The organism is Dyella sp. M7H15-1 (assembly GCF_004114615.1).
GTDB lineage: Bacteria > Pseudomonadota > Gammaproteobacteria > Xanthomonadales > Rhodanobacteraceae > Dyella_B.
Map to the genome: position 1 here is coordinate 190,067 of NZ_CP035300.1, position 15,593 is coordinate 205,659.

Consider the following 15,593-nt stretch of genomic DNA (forward strand, 5'->3'; position numbering starts at 1 on the left):
CTTACGGGAGCTGCCAACGATGTCCTTTTCCTTGCCAGTGCCAGCATGGATGTGGCCGACGCCGGATTCGGAGGCGGCCGAGAACATTCGTAAGGGTCACAACCCCTGGATGGATGCTGTTCACCTGCTCTGGTCGATCTGGATTTTCTTCGGCCCGTTGATGGACGGTAGGGGCTTCACGTTCAAGTGGCTGATCACCACGGCAGTGACTTATCCGATCTTCGCGTCGCTGTATGGGCTGTGCATCATCCGTCCGCGCCGATCGGTGTATCGCTACGCATGGGGCATCGCCTTGCTTGGCCTTCTCACCCTGAAATTCAATGACAGCTCGGGCGGCTGCTACTTCATCTATGGCTGCGTGATGCTGCGTACCTGTGAGTGGAGCTGGCGCAAGTACCTTCTGCAGGTATTCGCCATGTGCGTGGCGTTCGCACTGGTTTCATCGGTGGATGGAATGCCGTGGCAAGTCATTGCCTATCTGATTGCGATGGTAGGCATTATCACTACGGTGATTAATGTCAGCATCAATGCGTCAAAGAAAAATGCCGCGTTGAAGCTATCGCAGGATGAAGTGCGTCGACTGGCGGCGACGGCCGAGCGAGAGCGCATAGGGCGTGACCTGCACGACCTGCTTGGTCATACCTTGTCGCTGATCACACTCAAGCTGGAGCTGTCGCGCAAACTGTTCGATCGGGATCCCGTTGCGTCGCGCCGCGAGCTGGAAGAAGCGGAAAACGTGGCGCGTCATGCGCTGGGTGAAGTGCGTGCCGCCGTCACCGGCATTCGCGCCACTGACCTGGCCGCCGAACTGGCTTCCGCGCGCCTGTTGCTGGAATCCTCCGCCGTGCATCTTGATTACGATGCGTTGCCACCCTCCTTGCCGACCGACGTCGAGCGAGGTCTGGCGTTGGTCATACGCGAAGCAGTCACCAACATCCATCGGCACGCAGGCGCCACCGAGGCAAGCGTGCGATTTGAATCCACGGCGGAAAAACTCGATATGCAGATTTGCGACAATGGACGCGGCGGCCAAAGTGTGGAAGGCAACGGCATCAACGGCATGCGCGAGCGTGTGCGTGCGATGGGTGGCGCGCTCTTGATTGAATCGCCGCCCAAGCGTGGTACTTGCCTCACCGTTTACGTTCCGCTGGGTGCCAAGCGTCGTTCCGTGCAAAGTCTGGCCTCGCCTTCGGACAACGAGTCAACCGATCTCGCACAGGGGGCGGCATGATCCGCGTGCTGCTGGCCGAAGACCAGGCGATGGTACGTGGGGCGCTGTCGGCCTTGCTCAATCTCGAATCGGATATCGAAGTGCTCGGTTCCGTTCCCGATGGCGAAGCGGCATGGCGTGAGGTACAGCGGTTGAAGCCCGATGTGCTGGTGACGGATATCGAAATGCCAGGCATCACCGGTCTTGAGCTGGTGCAACGTATCCAGCGGCACGAATTGCCGGTGAAGTCGATCATCGTCACCACCTTTGCGCGGCCGGGTTTTTTGCGGCGTGCGCTGGACGCCGGTGTATTGGGCTATCTGCTGAAAGATGCACCGGCGGAAAACCTAGCCGAAGCGTTGCGTGCCGTGCACCGCGGTGGGCGCTCGATCGACCCGCAGCTTGCACTGGAGGCGTGGTCGGAAGCAGATCCGCTCAACGACCGCGAACGCCAGGTGCTGCGTTTGGCCGGCGAGGGGCAATCGGCCGCCGATATCGCCACCAAACTCAACCTCTCGCACGGCACGGTGCGCAATTATCTTTCCGAGGCGATCGGCAAATTGGGGGCGGCCAACCGGATCGAGGCGTACCGGTTGGCGCGGCAGAAGGGCTGGCTGTAGTGCCCGTTACCTAACGCCGCGTCGGTCCAGCGTGGTGTGCGAACGTGTGGGAATGAGTTCAACGTGGGCGTCTGCCCAGGCAGGGACACGCGGAGTGCCTTGCGGGATAATGCCTCGCTGTCACCCAGAATCGCCGATGTGAAAAAGTCCGACTTCAACTTCGACCTGCCAACCGAGCTGATTGCGCAATCTCCACTGCCCCAGCGCAGCGCTAGCCGGCTGTTGCTGCTGGATGTGCCGGTGCGTACCTGGCAGGACCGGATGTTTCGCGAGTTGCCATCGTTCCTGCGCAAGAATGATCTGCTGGTTTTCAACGACACCCGGGTGCTGCCAGCGCGCCTGTATGGCCACAAGCCCAGTGGCGGGGCGGTGGAGATCTTGATCGAGCGTGTCACGGGTACGCATGACGCGATCGTGCAGCTAGGCGTGAGCAAAAAGCCGCGGCCAGGTACGGCGATCATTCTGGCGGATGGTAGCCAGGCTACCGTGCAGGGGCGTGAGGAGAGTTTTTTTCGCTTGCGTTTTGAATCACCCGAGCCTTTGGAGCGCCTGCTGATGAGGTTGGGCGAGATGCCGTTGCCGCCGTATATCTCGCGGCATGCCGATGCCAGCGACCTGGAGCGGTACCAGACCGTTTATGCGCGTGAGCCTGGGGCTGTCGCCGCACCCACGGCCGGCCTGCATTTCGATGAAGGCTTGCTGACCCAGATACGCGACAAGGGTGTGCACTTTGGCTATGTAACCTTGCATGTCGGCGCGGGTACCTTTCAGCCTGTGCGTACGGATGATCTGGCACATCACCAGATGCATCGCGAGTGGCTCAATGTCGGCGCTGGATTGGTCGATCAGATTCACCGCACGCGCCGGGCGGGTGGTCGCGTGATTGCCGTGGGCACCACGGTGGTGCGTGCACTGGAAAGCGCGACCGTGGATAGCGTGTTGCGTCCATTTGCTGGGGAAACGCAGATCTTTATTTTTCCTGGGTATCGCATTACCAGCATCGATGGGTTGATCACCAATTTCCATTTACCCCAATCGACCTTGCTGATGTTGGTGTCCGCGCTTGCGGGGCGGGAGTACATCCTTGGGGCTTATGAGCATGCGGTGAAGCAGCGATATCGTTTCTTTTCGTATGGCGACGCAATGCTGATTTTTCCGCAGGGCGCCACGTAGGTTGGAGTGCAAACTCCAACGTCGCCATCTCTCACGGACCACAATGTTGGGGTTTTCACCCCGACTTACGCAGCCATTCCTTTCATGTCCATGCATTTCGACCTTCTCACTACCGACGGCGCCGCGCGTCGCGGACGACTTACCTTTGACCGCGGCACCGTGGAAACCCCGGCTTTCATGCCTGTGGGCACCTACGGCTCGGTCAAGGCCATGACCCCGCGCGACCTGCTCGACGTGGGCGCCGAGATCATCCTCGGCAATACCTTCCATCTGTTTCTGCGGCCGGGTCTAGACATCGTCGGCGAGTTCGGCGGGTTGCATCGCTTTATCGGCTGGAACAAACCCATCCTGACCGACTCCGGCGGTTTTCAGGTTTTTTCGCTGGCGCACAAGCGCAAGATCACCGAGCAGGGCGTCACCTTTGCCTCGCCAGTGGACGGTTCCAAGGTGTTTTTATCGCCGGAAGAATCGATGCGGATCCAGACGGCACTGGATTCGGATATCGCTATGATTTTCGACGAGTGCACGCCGTATCCGGCTACCGAAAAAGTGGCATCCGAATCGATGGAGCTGAGCCTGTGCTGGGCCGAGCGCTCGCGCCGTGCGTTTGACGATTTGAAAAATCCCAATGCTTTGTTCGGCATCGTGCAGGGCAGCGTCTATGAAAACCTGCGTCGTCGTTCGGCCGAGTGCCTGGTGCGGATCGGGTTCGATGGCTATGCGGTAGGTGGCCTGGCCGTGGGTGAGCCGGAAGCCGAGCGTAATCACACGCTGGATTTTACCCTGCCGCTACTGCCGCGGGATCGTCCGCGTTACTTGATGGGGGTGGGGCGCCCGGAAGATATCGTCGAGGCCGTGCGACGCGGCATCGACATGTTCGATTGTGTGATGCCGACCCGCAATGCGCGCAATGGGTTCCTGTTTACCGCCCAAGGCACGCTGCGCATCCGCAATGCCAAGTTCGCCGACGATACGCGGGTGATCGAAGAAGGCTGCGAATGCTATACCTGCAGCCATGGCTTCAGTCGCGCCTACCTACGCCATTTGGATCGCTGCAACGAAATCCTCGGCAGCCAACTCGCCACCATCCACAATCTGCATCACTACCAGCGACTGATGACGGGCTTACGCCAGGCGATCGCAGCAGGGGTATTGGAGGATTTCGCTGCCGAGTTTTATGCCCGGCGGCAACATCACGTGTCGTAGGGCGAGCCCCGTGCCCGTCCGTTCCAGCCAGCCCCTCCATGCCTACCCGGAGCGCCCGGCCACAAACCGCTGTCACTCATGGCATAATTCAAGGTCTTTTATTGGGTACGTGGCAAAAACTCCTGCTGCGACCATAACTTACGGAACAAGATGATGAGCCTTTCGACGAATTTCGTGCTGGCGCAGGCAGCGCCGGGTGCCGCTGGCGGTAGCCTCTCCATGCTGATCATGATGATCGTGCTGTTCGGCCTGATGTATTTCATGATGATCCGCCCGCAGATGAAGCGGCAGAAGGAACATCGCCAGTTGGTGTCCAGTCTGGCCAAGGGGGACGAAGTGGTCACCAACGGAGGCATCGCTGGCCGGGTCGACGATGTGGGCGAGACCTTCATCACCGTGGAGATCGCGCCGAACGTGAAGATCAAGCTGCAGAAGAGTGCGGTGCAGCAGGTGTTGCCCAAGGGCACGCTGAAGTCGTCCTGACCGCCGCGCAGCGCGGATCGGTTTCTTTTTAATTCACGCTATCCGCGGCCTGGTGCCGCGGCATTTATGGATACCAGGCATGAGTGATTTCCCACGCTGGAGATACTTTTTGGTGGCTGTCGTACTGGTGCTGGGCACCTTGTATGCACTGCCCAATCTGTATCTGCCAAAGCCCGCAGTGCAGGTTTCGGCTAACCATAATGCCCCGGTGGACCAGGGCTTGCAGCAGAAGGTCATGGCCGCCTTGCAGGCTGCCAAAATTCCTTACCTTGATGCGAACATCAAGCACGATGTCAGCCGTGGTGATTCCATCCTGGTCGGTTTCGCCAACCAGGATCAGCAAAAGGTCGCGGCCGATGCGCTGAAGCCAGTGCTGGGCGATGACTACACCGCCGCGTTCAACTTGCAGTCGACCGTGCCGGGATGGTTGAGTGCGATAGGTGGTCGCCCGATGCCGCTGGGCTTGGACCTGCAAGGCGGTGTGCGTTTCCTGATGGCGGTCGATCAAAATGATGTGGTCGACAAGCAGGAAATTCGCTACACGCAAGACATCGCCGCGCTGCTCAAGGACAAGAAGATTCCGTTTATCTCGGTGGCGCGTGGTCCCACTCGCGGCAATGGCGTGAATATCGTGTTGAATTCCTCGGTGGATCGTTCCGCCGCCAGCGATGCGATCGCCACCGAATACACCGATCTCAACGTGACGGACGGCGCCAGCACCGGCAACCGTTTCGTGCTCAATGCGGTGATCAAGCCGAACAAGCTGCACGAGCTGTCGACCAGCGCCATCCGCCAGAACCTTGCCACGTTGAGCAACCGTATCAATGCGCTGGGCGTGTCCGAGCCAGTGATTCAGGCCCAGGGCGAGGACCATATCTCAGTGGAGCTGGCGGGTGTGCAAGATCCGGCCGAAGCGAAGAAAGTGATCGGCGCTACCGCCACACTGGAATATGTGGCCGGCCTGGGCGATGCACGCGACCCTGCCGTGCAGGATGCGGTGAAGACCGGCAATATCCCACCGGATGCACATCTCTATTACAACCGTCAAGGCGCGCCTTTCCTGGTCAGCAAGAACATCATCGCCACGGGTGATGAGCTGGTGGATGCTTCGTCCGGTAACGATTCGCAAAACGGTTCGCCGAGCGTGAATGTAACACTGAATTCGGCCGGTGCAGCGAAGATGCTCGACTTCACCCGTGACAACGTTGGCAAGCCGATGGCGGTGGTGTACGTGGAGCGCACCACCGACACCAAGATCGTCGATGGCAAGGAAGTGCGCACACCGAAGACCACCTATCAGGTGATCAACTACGCCACTATCAACGGTGTTTTCAGCAACAAGTTCCAGACCACCGGCCTGGGCAGCGCCAAGGAAGCTTCCGAGCTGGCCCTGTTGCTCAAGGGTGGTTCGCTGGCCGCATCGATGGATATCGTGCAGGAAGGCGTGATCGGCCCAAGCCTTGGTCAGGACAATATCGCCAAGGGCCTGAAGGCTGTGCTACTGGGCCTGAGCCTGGTGCTGCTGGCTGCTGCGATCTACTACAAGCTGTTCGGTCTGGTGGCGGACGTCGCGCTGTTCTTCAACCTGGTGATCCTGGTGGCGGTGATGTCGGCAATCGGCGTGACCCTGACCATGCCGGGCATCGCTGGTATCGTGCTGACCCTGGGTATGGCGATCGACGCCAATGTGTTGATCTGCGAGCGCGTGCGCGAGGAACTGCGCAACGGCTCCACGCCGCTGGCAGCGATCCGCGCCGGCTACGAGAAAGCCTGGGCGACCATTCTCGACGCCAACGTTACCCACCTCATCGCCGCGCTGGCGTTGACCACGATGGGTTCGGGCCCGATCAAGGGCTTCGGCGTCACGCTGCTGATCGGTATTCTGACTTCGATGTTCACCTCGGTCACGGTCACGCACGCGATCACTGCGCTGATCCATCACGGGCGCAAGCTCAAGACGCTGTCGGTGTAATTCGGAGTCGCCCATGGAAATTTTCAGCCACAACAGCAACGTTCACTTCCTCGGCCTGCGCAAGGTCAGCATCGGCATCGCCATCCTGCTGATGCTTGCCTCGATTGCGCTGCTCGCCACGCGCAGCTTGAACTACGGACTGGATTTCACCGGGGGCGTCCAGGTCGAGGCCACCTACGACAACCCCATCTCGGTGGAGGATGTGCGTAGCGCCCTGGACAAGGGCGGCATCGAGAACGCCACGGTGCAAAGTGTGGGCGGCACCCGTCAGGTGTCGATCCGTTTTCAGCCCAAGGACGACAAGCACTACACGCTGCAGGAAGGTAGCTCACCCAACCTCGACCTGATTTCCAACGATGTCGCCAAGGCGCTGCAAGCCACGCGTTCTGATGCCAAGATCGCCAGCAAAAATTACGTTGGCCCGCAGGTTGGTGAACAGTTGCGCAGCGATGGCGTGACCGCGGCGATTTTCGTCATCATTTTTATCGGTCTGTATCTGTGGGTGCGCTTCGAGCGTCGGTTCGCTATCGCTGCGTTGTTGACGGAAGCGCACGACGTGTTGGTGACGCTGGGTGTCATTTCGCTGGTGCAGCGCGAGTTCGATCTCACCGTGCTCGCTTCCGTGTTGGCAGTGATCGGCTATTCGATCAACGACAAAGTGGTGGTGTTCGATCGTATCCGCGAACTGTTCCGCTCCTCGCGCAAGGGTGATGCGGAAGAGATCCTCAATCGCTCGATCAACAGCACGCTGTCGCGAACCATCATCACCTCGCTGTTCACGAGTATTGCGATGGCCGCGCTCTATTTCTTCGGCGGCCCGTCGGTGCACGGTTTCGCGATCACCATGCTGATCGGCATCCTGGTCGGTACGCTATCCTCGATCTTTGTCGCCAGCCCGATCCTGCTATGGCTGGGTGTGTCGAAGAAGGATCTGATGCCAGTGACCAAGGAGAATCCGGAGTTGGCACGCCGTCCGTAATAAGGATTCCTCATGGGCTTCGGGTGCGCCATCCATCAAGGATTGAGCGAAGTCAGTCGCTCGGGCGTGCCGACATCGGTCCAGCGACCAGGATGGCGGCTTCCGGTTACTGCGTTTCGCGCCATTGCAGCTTCCAGTAGTGGCCTGATCTTGAAACGTGGCGGCTTGTCGTTCGGATCCGGAAGGTAGTCGGCCAGCGACTGCCATCCATCCAGGAACTCTCGGCGATATACACCGATGCCGCTGTATGTCATCCGTGGCGTGCCCTCGATGTGCAGTACGCCATGCTGGTCCAGCGCGAAATCGCCCCGGGGATGGTGCGGCGGGTTATCTACCAGCAGCAAATGTGCCACGCCCGTAGGTTCTGCCGGCAGCGCGCCCAGATCCGCATCCGTCCACACATCGCCACTTACGACGATAAACGGTTCCGGTCCCAATAAGGGTAGGGCATTGAGCATGCCGCCGCCGGTTTCCAGTGGCGTGGGCCCTTCGTAGGCGTAACGAATACGCAAGCCCCAGCGTGAGCCGTTGCCGAGTGCGTCGGGAAACTGATCAGCCAGGTGCGAGGTGTTGATCACTACGTAGTGCACACCGATCGCCGCGAGCTTTTCCAGATGCCACACGATCAGTGGTTTGCCCTGAACCTCCAGCAGCGGTTTTGGCGTGTGATCGGTCAACGGGCGCATGCGCTCGCCCAATCCAGCGGCGAAAATCAGTGCGTGCCTCATGCGTTTGACACTTTGGCTAGATCGCGGCCTGTCGCGTGGCGTTCAATCAATGCAACGAAATCGGCCAGTTCCGGATAGCTGCGAGCAACAGAAACCACATAGTGATAGACGCGTGGCACATCGGCGAGGTACCCCCGTTTGCCATCGCGATACCACAGCCGATAGAACTGACCGAGTACGCGTACATGTCGGTGCAGGCCGGTCAGGTCGAACCAACGCAGGAATTGTTTTTGATCGATCTCCGCGCCGATCAATCTCGTGTCGATCAACGTGTGCCGGTACCCGTCAACCCAGGTCTCGACGCGTTCGCGCGGCCAGGCGATGTAGCCATCGCGCAATAGTGAAGCAAGATCGTAGGTGATGGGCCCAGCCAGAGCACCCTGGAAATCAATGATGCCGGGTGAATGGTGATCGACGATCAACAGATTGCGGCTGTGGTAATCGCGATGCACGAAACAACGCGGTTGCTCCTGCGCGTTGCGAATGATCACGTCGAATGCCGCTTCCAGTACCTTCCGCTCGCCGCCATCTGGCTTGTGCCCAAGATGCCGGTCCAGGAACCACTCTGGCATGAGCTCCAGTCCGCGAATCATCAGGTCGCGATCGAAGGGCGGCAGGCCGTGGTGGTCCATTCGGCTTTGCATGCGTAGCAAGGCGCTCATCGCATCGCCGTAGAGCGCATCTGCCGTGGCGTCGTTCAAGGCGGGGAGGTACAGGCGCGAGCCCAAATCCTCGATCAGCAGGAAGCCTTGTTGGAGATCCTTGTCGTAGACCGCCGGCACATGCAGGCCCGCCGCGGCGAGCTGTTCACCGATGGACAGCCACGGACGCGGATCTTCCTGTGCAGGCGGGGAATCCATCACGATCCAGCTACGGCCATCGTGGTGGGTGCGCCAGTAGCTGCGAAAACTCGCGTCGGAGGAGGCGGGTTCCAGGGTGAGAGAGGAATTGCGGAGGCTGGCTCGCGTCCAGGCGAGACGGGTGGAGGTGCGGTCGTTGATGCTTTGCATGTGGGCGTTCGAGGTGGGCACATGAATAGCTTAGTGCCAGTCCGCGCTGTTCACTCAAGTCCCGCCTCATCGTCGTTCCGGCTTGCATTGAGACGACGGCGATCAATTTGATGCATGTAATTTTCCAAGATGGTGCAAATTCAAATCGCGGGTCATGCCTTTGCATTGACCCCGGTCAGCCTAATCTGTACCATTTTAGTCTGAATTAAGGCGGTGCCTCCCCATGTTCCGTGTCAGCCGACTGACGGATTACGCCACCGTGGTGATGACCTGCATCGCCGCGCACCCTGCCGACGTTCTCAGCACCGCGCAGATTGCTGAAGAAACCCATCTGGAATTGCCTACCGTCAGCAAGCTGCTGAAGTCGCTGGGGCATGCTGGATTGGTCGATTCCTTTCGTGGCGTCAACGGCGGTTACCGCCTGGCACGCTCGGCCGAAAAAATCAGCGTCGCCGAGATCGTGGAGGCGATGGAGGGGCCGCTAGGGATGACTGAGTGCAGCATGAGCGACGGCCATTGCGAACGCGAATCGCAATGTGGCGTACGTGGAAGTTGGCAACGCATCAACAACGTACTGGATAACGCGCTGCGCACGATGAGTTTGGCCGACATGCTGGGCCCCGCTGCGCACACCACGGTCGCCACCGTGGCGCTTACCGATTTGAAAGGCAGGACCGCACCATGACTATTGAAAGCACGACGATCGACACGGATAGCTCCACCACGTTGCGCGACAACGCCGAAGTTGCCGCCGCGCTGGGCCGCCGCTACGAAGCCGGCTTTGTTACGGATATCGAAACCGACAGCCTGCCGCCGGGCTTGTCCGAAGATATGGTGCGCCAGCTTTCCGCACTGAAAGGCGAGCCCGAGTGGATGATCGAGTGGCGCCTGAAAGCCTATCGTCATTGGCTGACCATGCCGACGCCGCATTGGGCCAAGCTCAACATCGGCCCGATCGACTTCCAGGCCATCAGTTACTACGCCTCGCCGAAGAATCGGCCGAAGTCGCTGGATGAAGTCGATCCCAAGCTGTTGGAAACCTACGACAAGCTCGGCGTGCCGCTGCATGAGCGCGCCAAGCTAGCGGGTGTGGCGGTGGACGCGGTATTCGATTCTGTGTCCGTCGGCACCACCTTCCGCAAGGAATTGGCCGAAGCCGGTGTGATCTTCTGCTCGATGAGCGAAGCGATCAAGGAGCATCCGGGGCTGGTGAAGACATACCTCGGCAGCGTGGTGCCGGTCGGTGACAACTACTTCGCCGCATTGAACTCGGCGGTGTTCTCCGATGGCTCCTTCGTGTTCATTCCCAAAGGTGTGCGCTGCCCGATGGAGCTGTCCACCTATTTCCGCATCAACGCCGGCCACACCGGCCAGTTCGAGCGCACCTTGATCATCGTGGAAGAGGGCGCCTATGTGTCCTACCTCGAAGGCTGCACCGCGCCGATGCGCGACGAGAACCAGTTGCATGCTGCCGTGGTGGAACTGGTCGCTCTGGAAAAGGCCAACATCAAGTACTCGACCGTGCAGAACTGGTACCCGGGCGACGAAGAAGGTCGTGGCGGCATCTACAATTTCGTCACCAAGCGCGGCGATTGCCGCGGCGACGATTCCAAGATTTCCTGGACCCAGGTGGAAACCGGTTCGGCCATTACCTGGAAGTATCCGAGCTGCGTGCTGCGCGGCGACCGGTCGGTGGGCGAATTCTACTCGGTGGCGCTCACGCATCATCGTCAACAGGCTGACACCGGCACCAAGATGATCCATATCGGCAAAGGCACCAAGTCCAAGATTGTGTCCAAGGGCATCAGCGCCGGCAAGAGTTCCAACAGCTATCGCGGCTTGGTGAAAGTGGAGAAGGGCGCCGAAGGCGCGCGCAACTACACCCAGTGCGACTCACTGCTGATCGGCAAGAAGTGCGGTGCGCACACGTTCCCGTATATGGAAGTGAAGAACCCCAGCGCCATCGTCGAACACGAAGCCACTACCTCGAAGATCTCCGACGACCAGCTCTTCTACTGCCGTTCGCGTGGCATCGGCGAAGAAGACGCAGTGTCGATGATCGTGGACGGTTTCTGTAAGCAGGTATTCCGCGAATTGCCGATGGAGTTTGCGGTGGAGGCGAAGAAGTTGCTGGAAATCTCGCTGGAAGGAGCGGTGGGCTAAGCATGCCGACAATCAGCAGTTTTTACGGCATCTTGATAAAGATGTACTTCGCTGATCATGCTCCACCGCATTTCCATGCCATTTACGGTGAGGCGGAAGTTTTGATCGATATCCGTACATTGGAAATCATGGATGGCGGGCTACCTCGTCGTGCAATGGCCTTTGTACTCGAATGGGCTGCAATGCATCGCGCCGAATTGCAAGAGGACTGGGACCTATGTGCAGCACGCAAGTCTCCACATCCGATCGAGCCGCTGGATTGAACGGTAATGTGCCATGGCGGGTTGTAGCGGTGGCGGCGATGCCGGGATACCGGGTGGACGTGCGTTTCCATGACGGCACATGTGGCGTCCTCGATATGGCCGCTCTGGTGGAAAGCGAGTCAGCCGGCGTCTTTGCTTCCTTGCGAGATCAAGCAGTATTTGATGCCGTTCATATCGAGTTTGGTGCAGTGGCCTGGCCTGGTGAGATCGATCTTGCTCCGGATGCGCTGCATGCGGTCATAAAGGCGCGCGGCGGATGCGTGCTTTTACCAGATGGATTGTTTAGTTGATCACGGGAAGTTCTTTTGGTCCCAAAGCACGCCGCCCGATGCTTGACCTGCTGGCGGGCGAAAACATTCCGGCCTGATCGGCCGATTACGGAACCACTTTTATGCTGAAGATCGAAAACCTGCACGCCCGCGTCGAGGGCAAGGACATCCTCAAGGGGCTCACGCTCAGCGTGAACCCAGGCGAGGTGCATGCCATCATGGGCCCGAACGGCGCCGGCAAGTCGACGCTTGGCAATGTGCTATCCGGGCGCGATGGCTATGAAGTCACCGAAGGCTCGGTGACCTTCGAGGGCCGCGATCTGCTGGCGCTGGAGCCGGAAGAGCGCGCCGCTGTCGGGGTGTTCCTGGCCTTCCAGTATCCGGTGGAAATTCCCGGTGTGAACAATACCTACTTCCTGCGTGCCGCACTCAACGCCCAGCGCAAGCAGCGTGGGGAGCCGGAACTCGACTCCATGCAATTCCTGAAGCTGGTGCGTGAAAAGTTGAAAATCATGCAGATCTCCGATGAGCTGCTGCACCGCGCCGTCAACGAAGGTTTCTCGGGCGGGGAAAAGAAGCGCAACGAGATCTTCCAGATGGCGGTGCTCGAACCCAAGCTCGCCATTCTCGATGAGACCGATTCCGGCCTCGACATCGACGCGCTCAAACAGGTGGCTCAGGGTGTGAACGCGCTGCGCTCGCCGGACCGCGCCTTCCTGGTCATTACCCACTACCAGCGTCTGTTGGATTACATAGAACCGGATTTCGTGCACGTGCTGGCGGATGGCCGCATTGTGGAAAGCGGCGACAAGACATTGGCGTTGAAGCTGGAAGAACACGGTTATGCCTGGGTTGCCGACCGCGATCCGGCTTTGGCATCCGAGGCGCGTGCATGAGCCAGTCGCCGGCCTCCGTACCCTTTATCGACGGCTTGCGCGATGCCGGTAGCCTGCGCTTGCCTGGCAGTGGGCGTGCGTGGCTGGATGCGGCGCGCCGTGAAAATCTCGAAGCCTTCGTCGCAGCCGGTTTACCCGACACGCGTTCGGAAGCATGGAGGTACACGGCGCTGCGTGCGCTCGGCCAGCGGCGCTTTGCCCTGGGTGATCCGGCAGCGGCCATGCATGCCGTTGATCCGCATACGCTGATCCTGCCCGGTATCGAAGATCCCCGGCTGGTATTCGTCAATGGTGTGTTCCGGGCGGATTTGTCGCGACTCGAGACGCTGCCCGCTGGCTTGACCTTGCAGCCGCTTTCGCACGTGCTGGATCAAGACCCCGAGCCGCTGCGCTTCGCACTCAGCCGCCATTACCACGAAACCGGCGATACGTTTGCCCGCCTCAACGCGGCGCTTGCGGGCGACGGCGTGGTGTTGCGGGTGGCTGCTGGTGTGCGGATCAACAAGCCCTTGCAGCTCTGCTTCGTCGGTGCGGCGGCGCAGGGTGATCTGGCCTGGCATGCGCGCAACGTGATCGAGCTGGGCGAGGGCGCCAAGATCGATCTGGTCGAGCATCATCTCCACACTACGCCGCACAAGCATCTAGGAACGCTGGTCAGCGATATCGTGTTGCAGAACGGCGCCATCCTGCAGCATGCGTTGCTGCAGAACGCGGCCGAAGAAAGCACGCTGATCCGGCACGCTAGCATGCATCTGGGAGCCAGGTCGCAGGCCACCTTGCATGTGCTGGAACTTGGCGGCGGCCTGGTTCGCCATGACCTGCACGTTGAATTGCGCGGTGACGAAGCACGCTTGGACACGTGTGGGGTATTCGTATTGCGTGGACGCCAGCACATTGATACGCAGCTTTCGATTCGCCATCAGGCACTGAATACGGCCTCCGAATCCACCTGGCGTGGCGTGGCCGACGAGCGTTCGCGCGGCGTGTTCCGAGGTGCGATCGTGGTGGCTGAAGGCGCTGATGGCAGCGATGCCCGTCTCAGCAACAAGAATCTGCTGCTGTCCTCGCTGGCCGAGATTGACACCAAGCCGGAACTGGAAATCTATGCCGATGAAGTGAAAGCAGCGCACGGCGCCACCGTCGGCCAGCTCGATGAACGCGCTTTGTTCTACCTGCGCTCGCGTGGCTTGCCACACGCCGAGGCGCGTGCCTTGCTCACGGCGGCGTTCTGTCGTGTGGTGTTCGCGTCCCTGCCGAACGAAACCCTGCGCGATCATTTCTCCGAAGCGCTGCTCGCGCATCTACCCTTTTCATCATGAACGCCAAGCCCAGCCATCCCTCTGTCGATTTTGATGTGCAGCGCGTGCGCGCAGATTTTCCGCTGTTGGCGCGCACGGTGCACGGCAAACCGCTGGTGTATTTCGATAACGCCAATACCAGCCAGAAGCCGGCGCAGGTGATCGAAGCGGTCGATCGTCACTATCGCGAACACAACGCGAACGTGGCGCGTGCCGTGCACCAGCTTGGTGAGGAAGCGACGGCTGCTTACGAAAGCGCGCGCGACAAACTGGCGGCATTCATGAACGCCAGTTCGCGCAATGACGTGGTGCTGACCTCTGGCACCACCCAGTCGATCAACCTGGTGGCCTACAGTTACGCGCTACCGCGCCTGCAGCCGGGCGATGCGATCGTCACTACGGTGATGGAGCATCACGCCAACATCGTGCCATGGCAGCTTGTGGCTGCGCGCAGCGGTGGCAAGGTCAAGCCGGCCCCGATCGATGAGCGTGGCGAGCTGATCCTGGAGAAGTACTTCGAGTTGCTGACGCCGGAAGTGAAGCTGGCCTGTGTGGCGCATGTGTCCAATGTGCTGGGCACGGTGAACCCAGTGCGGGAGATTGCCCGCGAATGCCGCCGCCGTGGCATCCCGCTGTTGGTAGATGGGTCGCAGGCCATGCCGCATCGCCCGGTCGACGTGCAGGCACTGGGTTGCGACTTCTACGCCATCACCGGCCACAAGATGCTGGCGCCGACCGGCACCGGTGCCCTATGGGCGAAGCGTGAGCATCTGCAATCCATGCCACCTTTCTTCGGTGGTGGCGAGATGATCCGCGAAGTGCGTTTTGACGGCAGTACTTTTGCCGAACCGCCGCACAAGTTCGAAGCAGGCACGCCGAATATCGCCGGTTTTTCAGGCGTGGGCGCAGCTATCGATTATGTGCAATCGATAGGTTTTGAAGCCATCCGAGCCTGGGAACATGAATTGCTGACCTACGCCATCGAGCGCCTGTGCGAAATTCCGGGTCTTCGCATCTTTGGCGAGGCGGCGGAGAAAGAGCCGGTCATCTCCTTCCTGATCGATGGCGCACAAGCGACCGACATGGCGACCTTGCTGGATCTGGAAGGTATCGCCGTACGTTCGGGCCATCACTGCGCGCATCCGCTGATGCAGTACTACGGCGTACCCGCCACGTTGCGTGCTTCACTCGCGTTTTACAACACGCACGAGGAAATCGATGCTTTTATCGCTGCCTTGCTCAAGGTGCGCAAGCTTTTGATGTAAGAAGCGCTTACGTAACCATCACGGTGTGTCTCGCTGTGGTGGCGAGAGGGACGACTAA

16 protein-coding genes are annotated in these 15,593 nt (G+C 59.9%); 14 read left to right on the forward strand and 2 right to left on the reverse strand.

Annotated elements, in window-relative coordinates:
- Positions 1 to 19: 19 nt before the first annotated feature.
- The 7 genes from EO087_RS01050 (at position 20) to secF (ending at position 7,643) form a co-directional block, all read left to right on the forward strand.
- Positions 20 to 1,231, forward strand: a complete 1,212-nt coding sequence (locus EO087_RS01050; RefSeq protein WP_240669094.1) for a sensor histidine kinase — start codon at positions 20 to 22, stop codon at positions 1,229 to 1,231.
- A complete protein-coding gene (locus tag EO087_RS01055) occupies positions 1,228 to 1,830 on the forward strand; it encodes a response regulator transcription factor (protein WP_128897245.1) in 603 nt (200 codons plus the stop codon). Before EO087_RS01050 ends, EO087_RS01055 begins: the two co-directional genes overlap by 4 nt.
- 138 nt (positions 1,831 to 1,968) lie before the next feature.
- Positions 1,969 to 3,003: a tRNA preQ1(34) S-adenosylmethionine ribosyltransferase-isomerase QueA gene (queA, locus tag EO087_RS01060; protein ID WP_128897246.1), complete on the forward strand. Its 1,035-nt coding sequence runs from the start codon at positions 1,969 to 1,971 to the stop codon at positions 3,001 to 3,003.
- A gap of 90 nt (positions 3,004 to 3,093) precedes the next feature.
- Complete coding sequence (gene tgt / locus EO087_RS01065; RefSeq protein ID WP_205744459.1) at positions 3,094 to 4,209, forward strand: tRNA guanosine(34) transglycosylase Tgt; 1,116 nt, start codon at positions 3,094 to 3,096, stop codon at positions 4,207 to 4,209.
- Positions 4,210 to 4,362: 153 nt separating this feature from the next.
- On the forward strand, positions 4,363 to 4,692 hold the full coding sequence (gene yajC, locus EO087_RS01070) for a preprotein translocase subunit YajC (protein WP_128899756.1): 330 nt from the start codon (positions 4,363 to 4,365) through the stop codon (positions 4,690 to 4,692).
- A 79-nt stretch (positions 4,693 to 4,771) separates the two neighbouring features.
- Complete coding sequence (secD, locus tag EO087_RS01075) at positions 4,772 to 6,664, forward strand: protein translocase subunit SecD (protein WP_128897248.1); 1,893 nt, start codon at positions 4,772 to 4,774, stop codon at positions 6,662 to 6,664.
- 13 nt (positions 6,665 to 6,677) lie between these two features.
- Positions 6,678 to 7,643 carry a protein translocase subunit SecF gene (gene secF, locus EO087_RS01080; protein ID WP_128897249.1) on the forward strand — a complete coding sequence of 322 codons (966 nt, stop codon included), beginning with the start codon at positions 6,678 to 6,680 and terminating at the stop codon, positions 7,641 to 7,643.
- 35 nt (positions 7,644 to 7,678) lie between these two features.
- On the opposite strand, the gene murU is transcribed toward secF, so the two are convergent.
- Positions 7,679 to 8,371: an N-acetylmuramate alpha-1-phosphate uridylyltransferase MurU gene (murU, locus tag EO087_RS01085; protein ID WP_128897250.1), complete on the reverse strand. Its 693-nt coding sequence runs from the start codon at positions 8,369 to 8,371 to the stop codon at positions 7,679 to 7,681.
- Positions 8,368 to 9,381: a phosphotransferase gene (locus EO087_RS01090; protein WP_128897251.1), complete on the reverse strand. Its 1,014-nt coding sequence runs from the start codon at positions 9,379 to 9,381 to the stop codon at positions 8,368 to 8,370. Before EO087_RS01090 ends, murU begins: the two co-directional genes overlap by 4 nt.
- Positions 9,382 to 9,604: 223 nt before the next feature.
- Here EO087_RS01090 and EO087_RS01095 point away from each other — a divergent pair, with 223 nt between their 5' ends.
- From EO087_RS01095 to EO087_RS01125, 7 genes are all read left to right on the forward strand, one after another.
- A complete protein-coding gene (locus EO087_RS01095; protein WP_128897252.1) occupies positions 9,605 to 10,066 on the forward strand; it encodes an SUF system Fe-S cluster assembly regulator in 462 nt (153 codons plus the stop codon).
- Positions 10,063 to 11,544, forward strand: coding sequence for a Fe-S cluster assembly protein SufB (gene sufB / locus EO087_RS01100; protein ID WP_128897253.1), 1,482 nt, complete (start codon positions 10,063 to 10,065; stop codon positions 11,542 to 11,544). The genes EO087_RS01095 and sufB overlap by 4 nt, the downstream gene beginning before the upstream one ends.
- A 2-nt stretch (positions 11,545 to 11,546) precedes the next feature.
- Positions 11,547 to 11,807: a DUF4160 domain-containing protein gene (locus EO087_RS01105; protein WP_128897254.1), complete on the forward strand. Its 261-nt coding sequence runs from the start codon at positions 11,547 to 11,549 to the stop codon at positions 11,805 to 11,807.
- Positions 11,804 to 12,097 carry a DUF2442 domain-containing protein gene (locus EO087_RS01110; RefSeq protein WP_205744406.1) on the forward strand — a complete coding sequence of 98 codons (294 nt, stop codon included), beginning with the start codon at positions 11,804 to 11,806 and terminating at the stop codon, positions 12,095 to 12,097. The genes EO087_RS01105 and EO087_RS01110 overlap by 4 nt, the downstream gene beginning before the upstream one ends.
- Before the next feature lie 101 nt (positions 12,098 to 12,198).
- Positions 12,199 to 12,972 carry a Fe-S cluster assembly ATPase SufC gene (gene sufC, locus EO087_RS01115; RefSeq protein ID WP_128897256.1) on the forward strand — a complete coding sequence of 258 codons (774 nt, stop codon included), beginning with the start codon at positions 12,199 to 12,201 and terminating at the stop codon, positions 12,970 to 12,972.
- A complete protein-coding gene (sufD, locus tag EO087_RS01120) occupies positions 12,969 to 14,291 on the forward strand; it encodes a Fe-S cluster assembly protein SufD (RefSeq protein ID WP_128897257.1) in 1,323 nt (440 codons plus the stop codon). Before sufC ends, sufD begins: the two co-directional genes overlap by 4 nt.
- Positions 14,288 to 15,535 (forward strand): cysteine desulfurase, encoded by a 1,248-nt coding sequence (locus tag EO087_RS01125; protein WP_128897258.1) that lies wholly within the window; start codon positions 14,288 to 14,290, stop codon positions 15,533 to 15,535. The genes sufD and EO087_RS01125 overlap by 4 nt, the downstream gene beginning before the upstream one ends.
- Positions 15,536 to 15,593 lie beyond the last annotated feature (58 nt).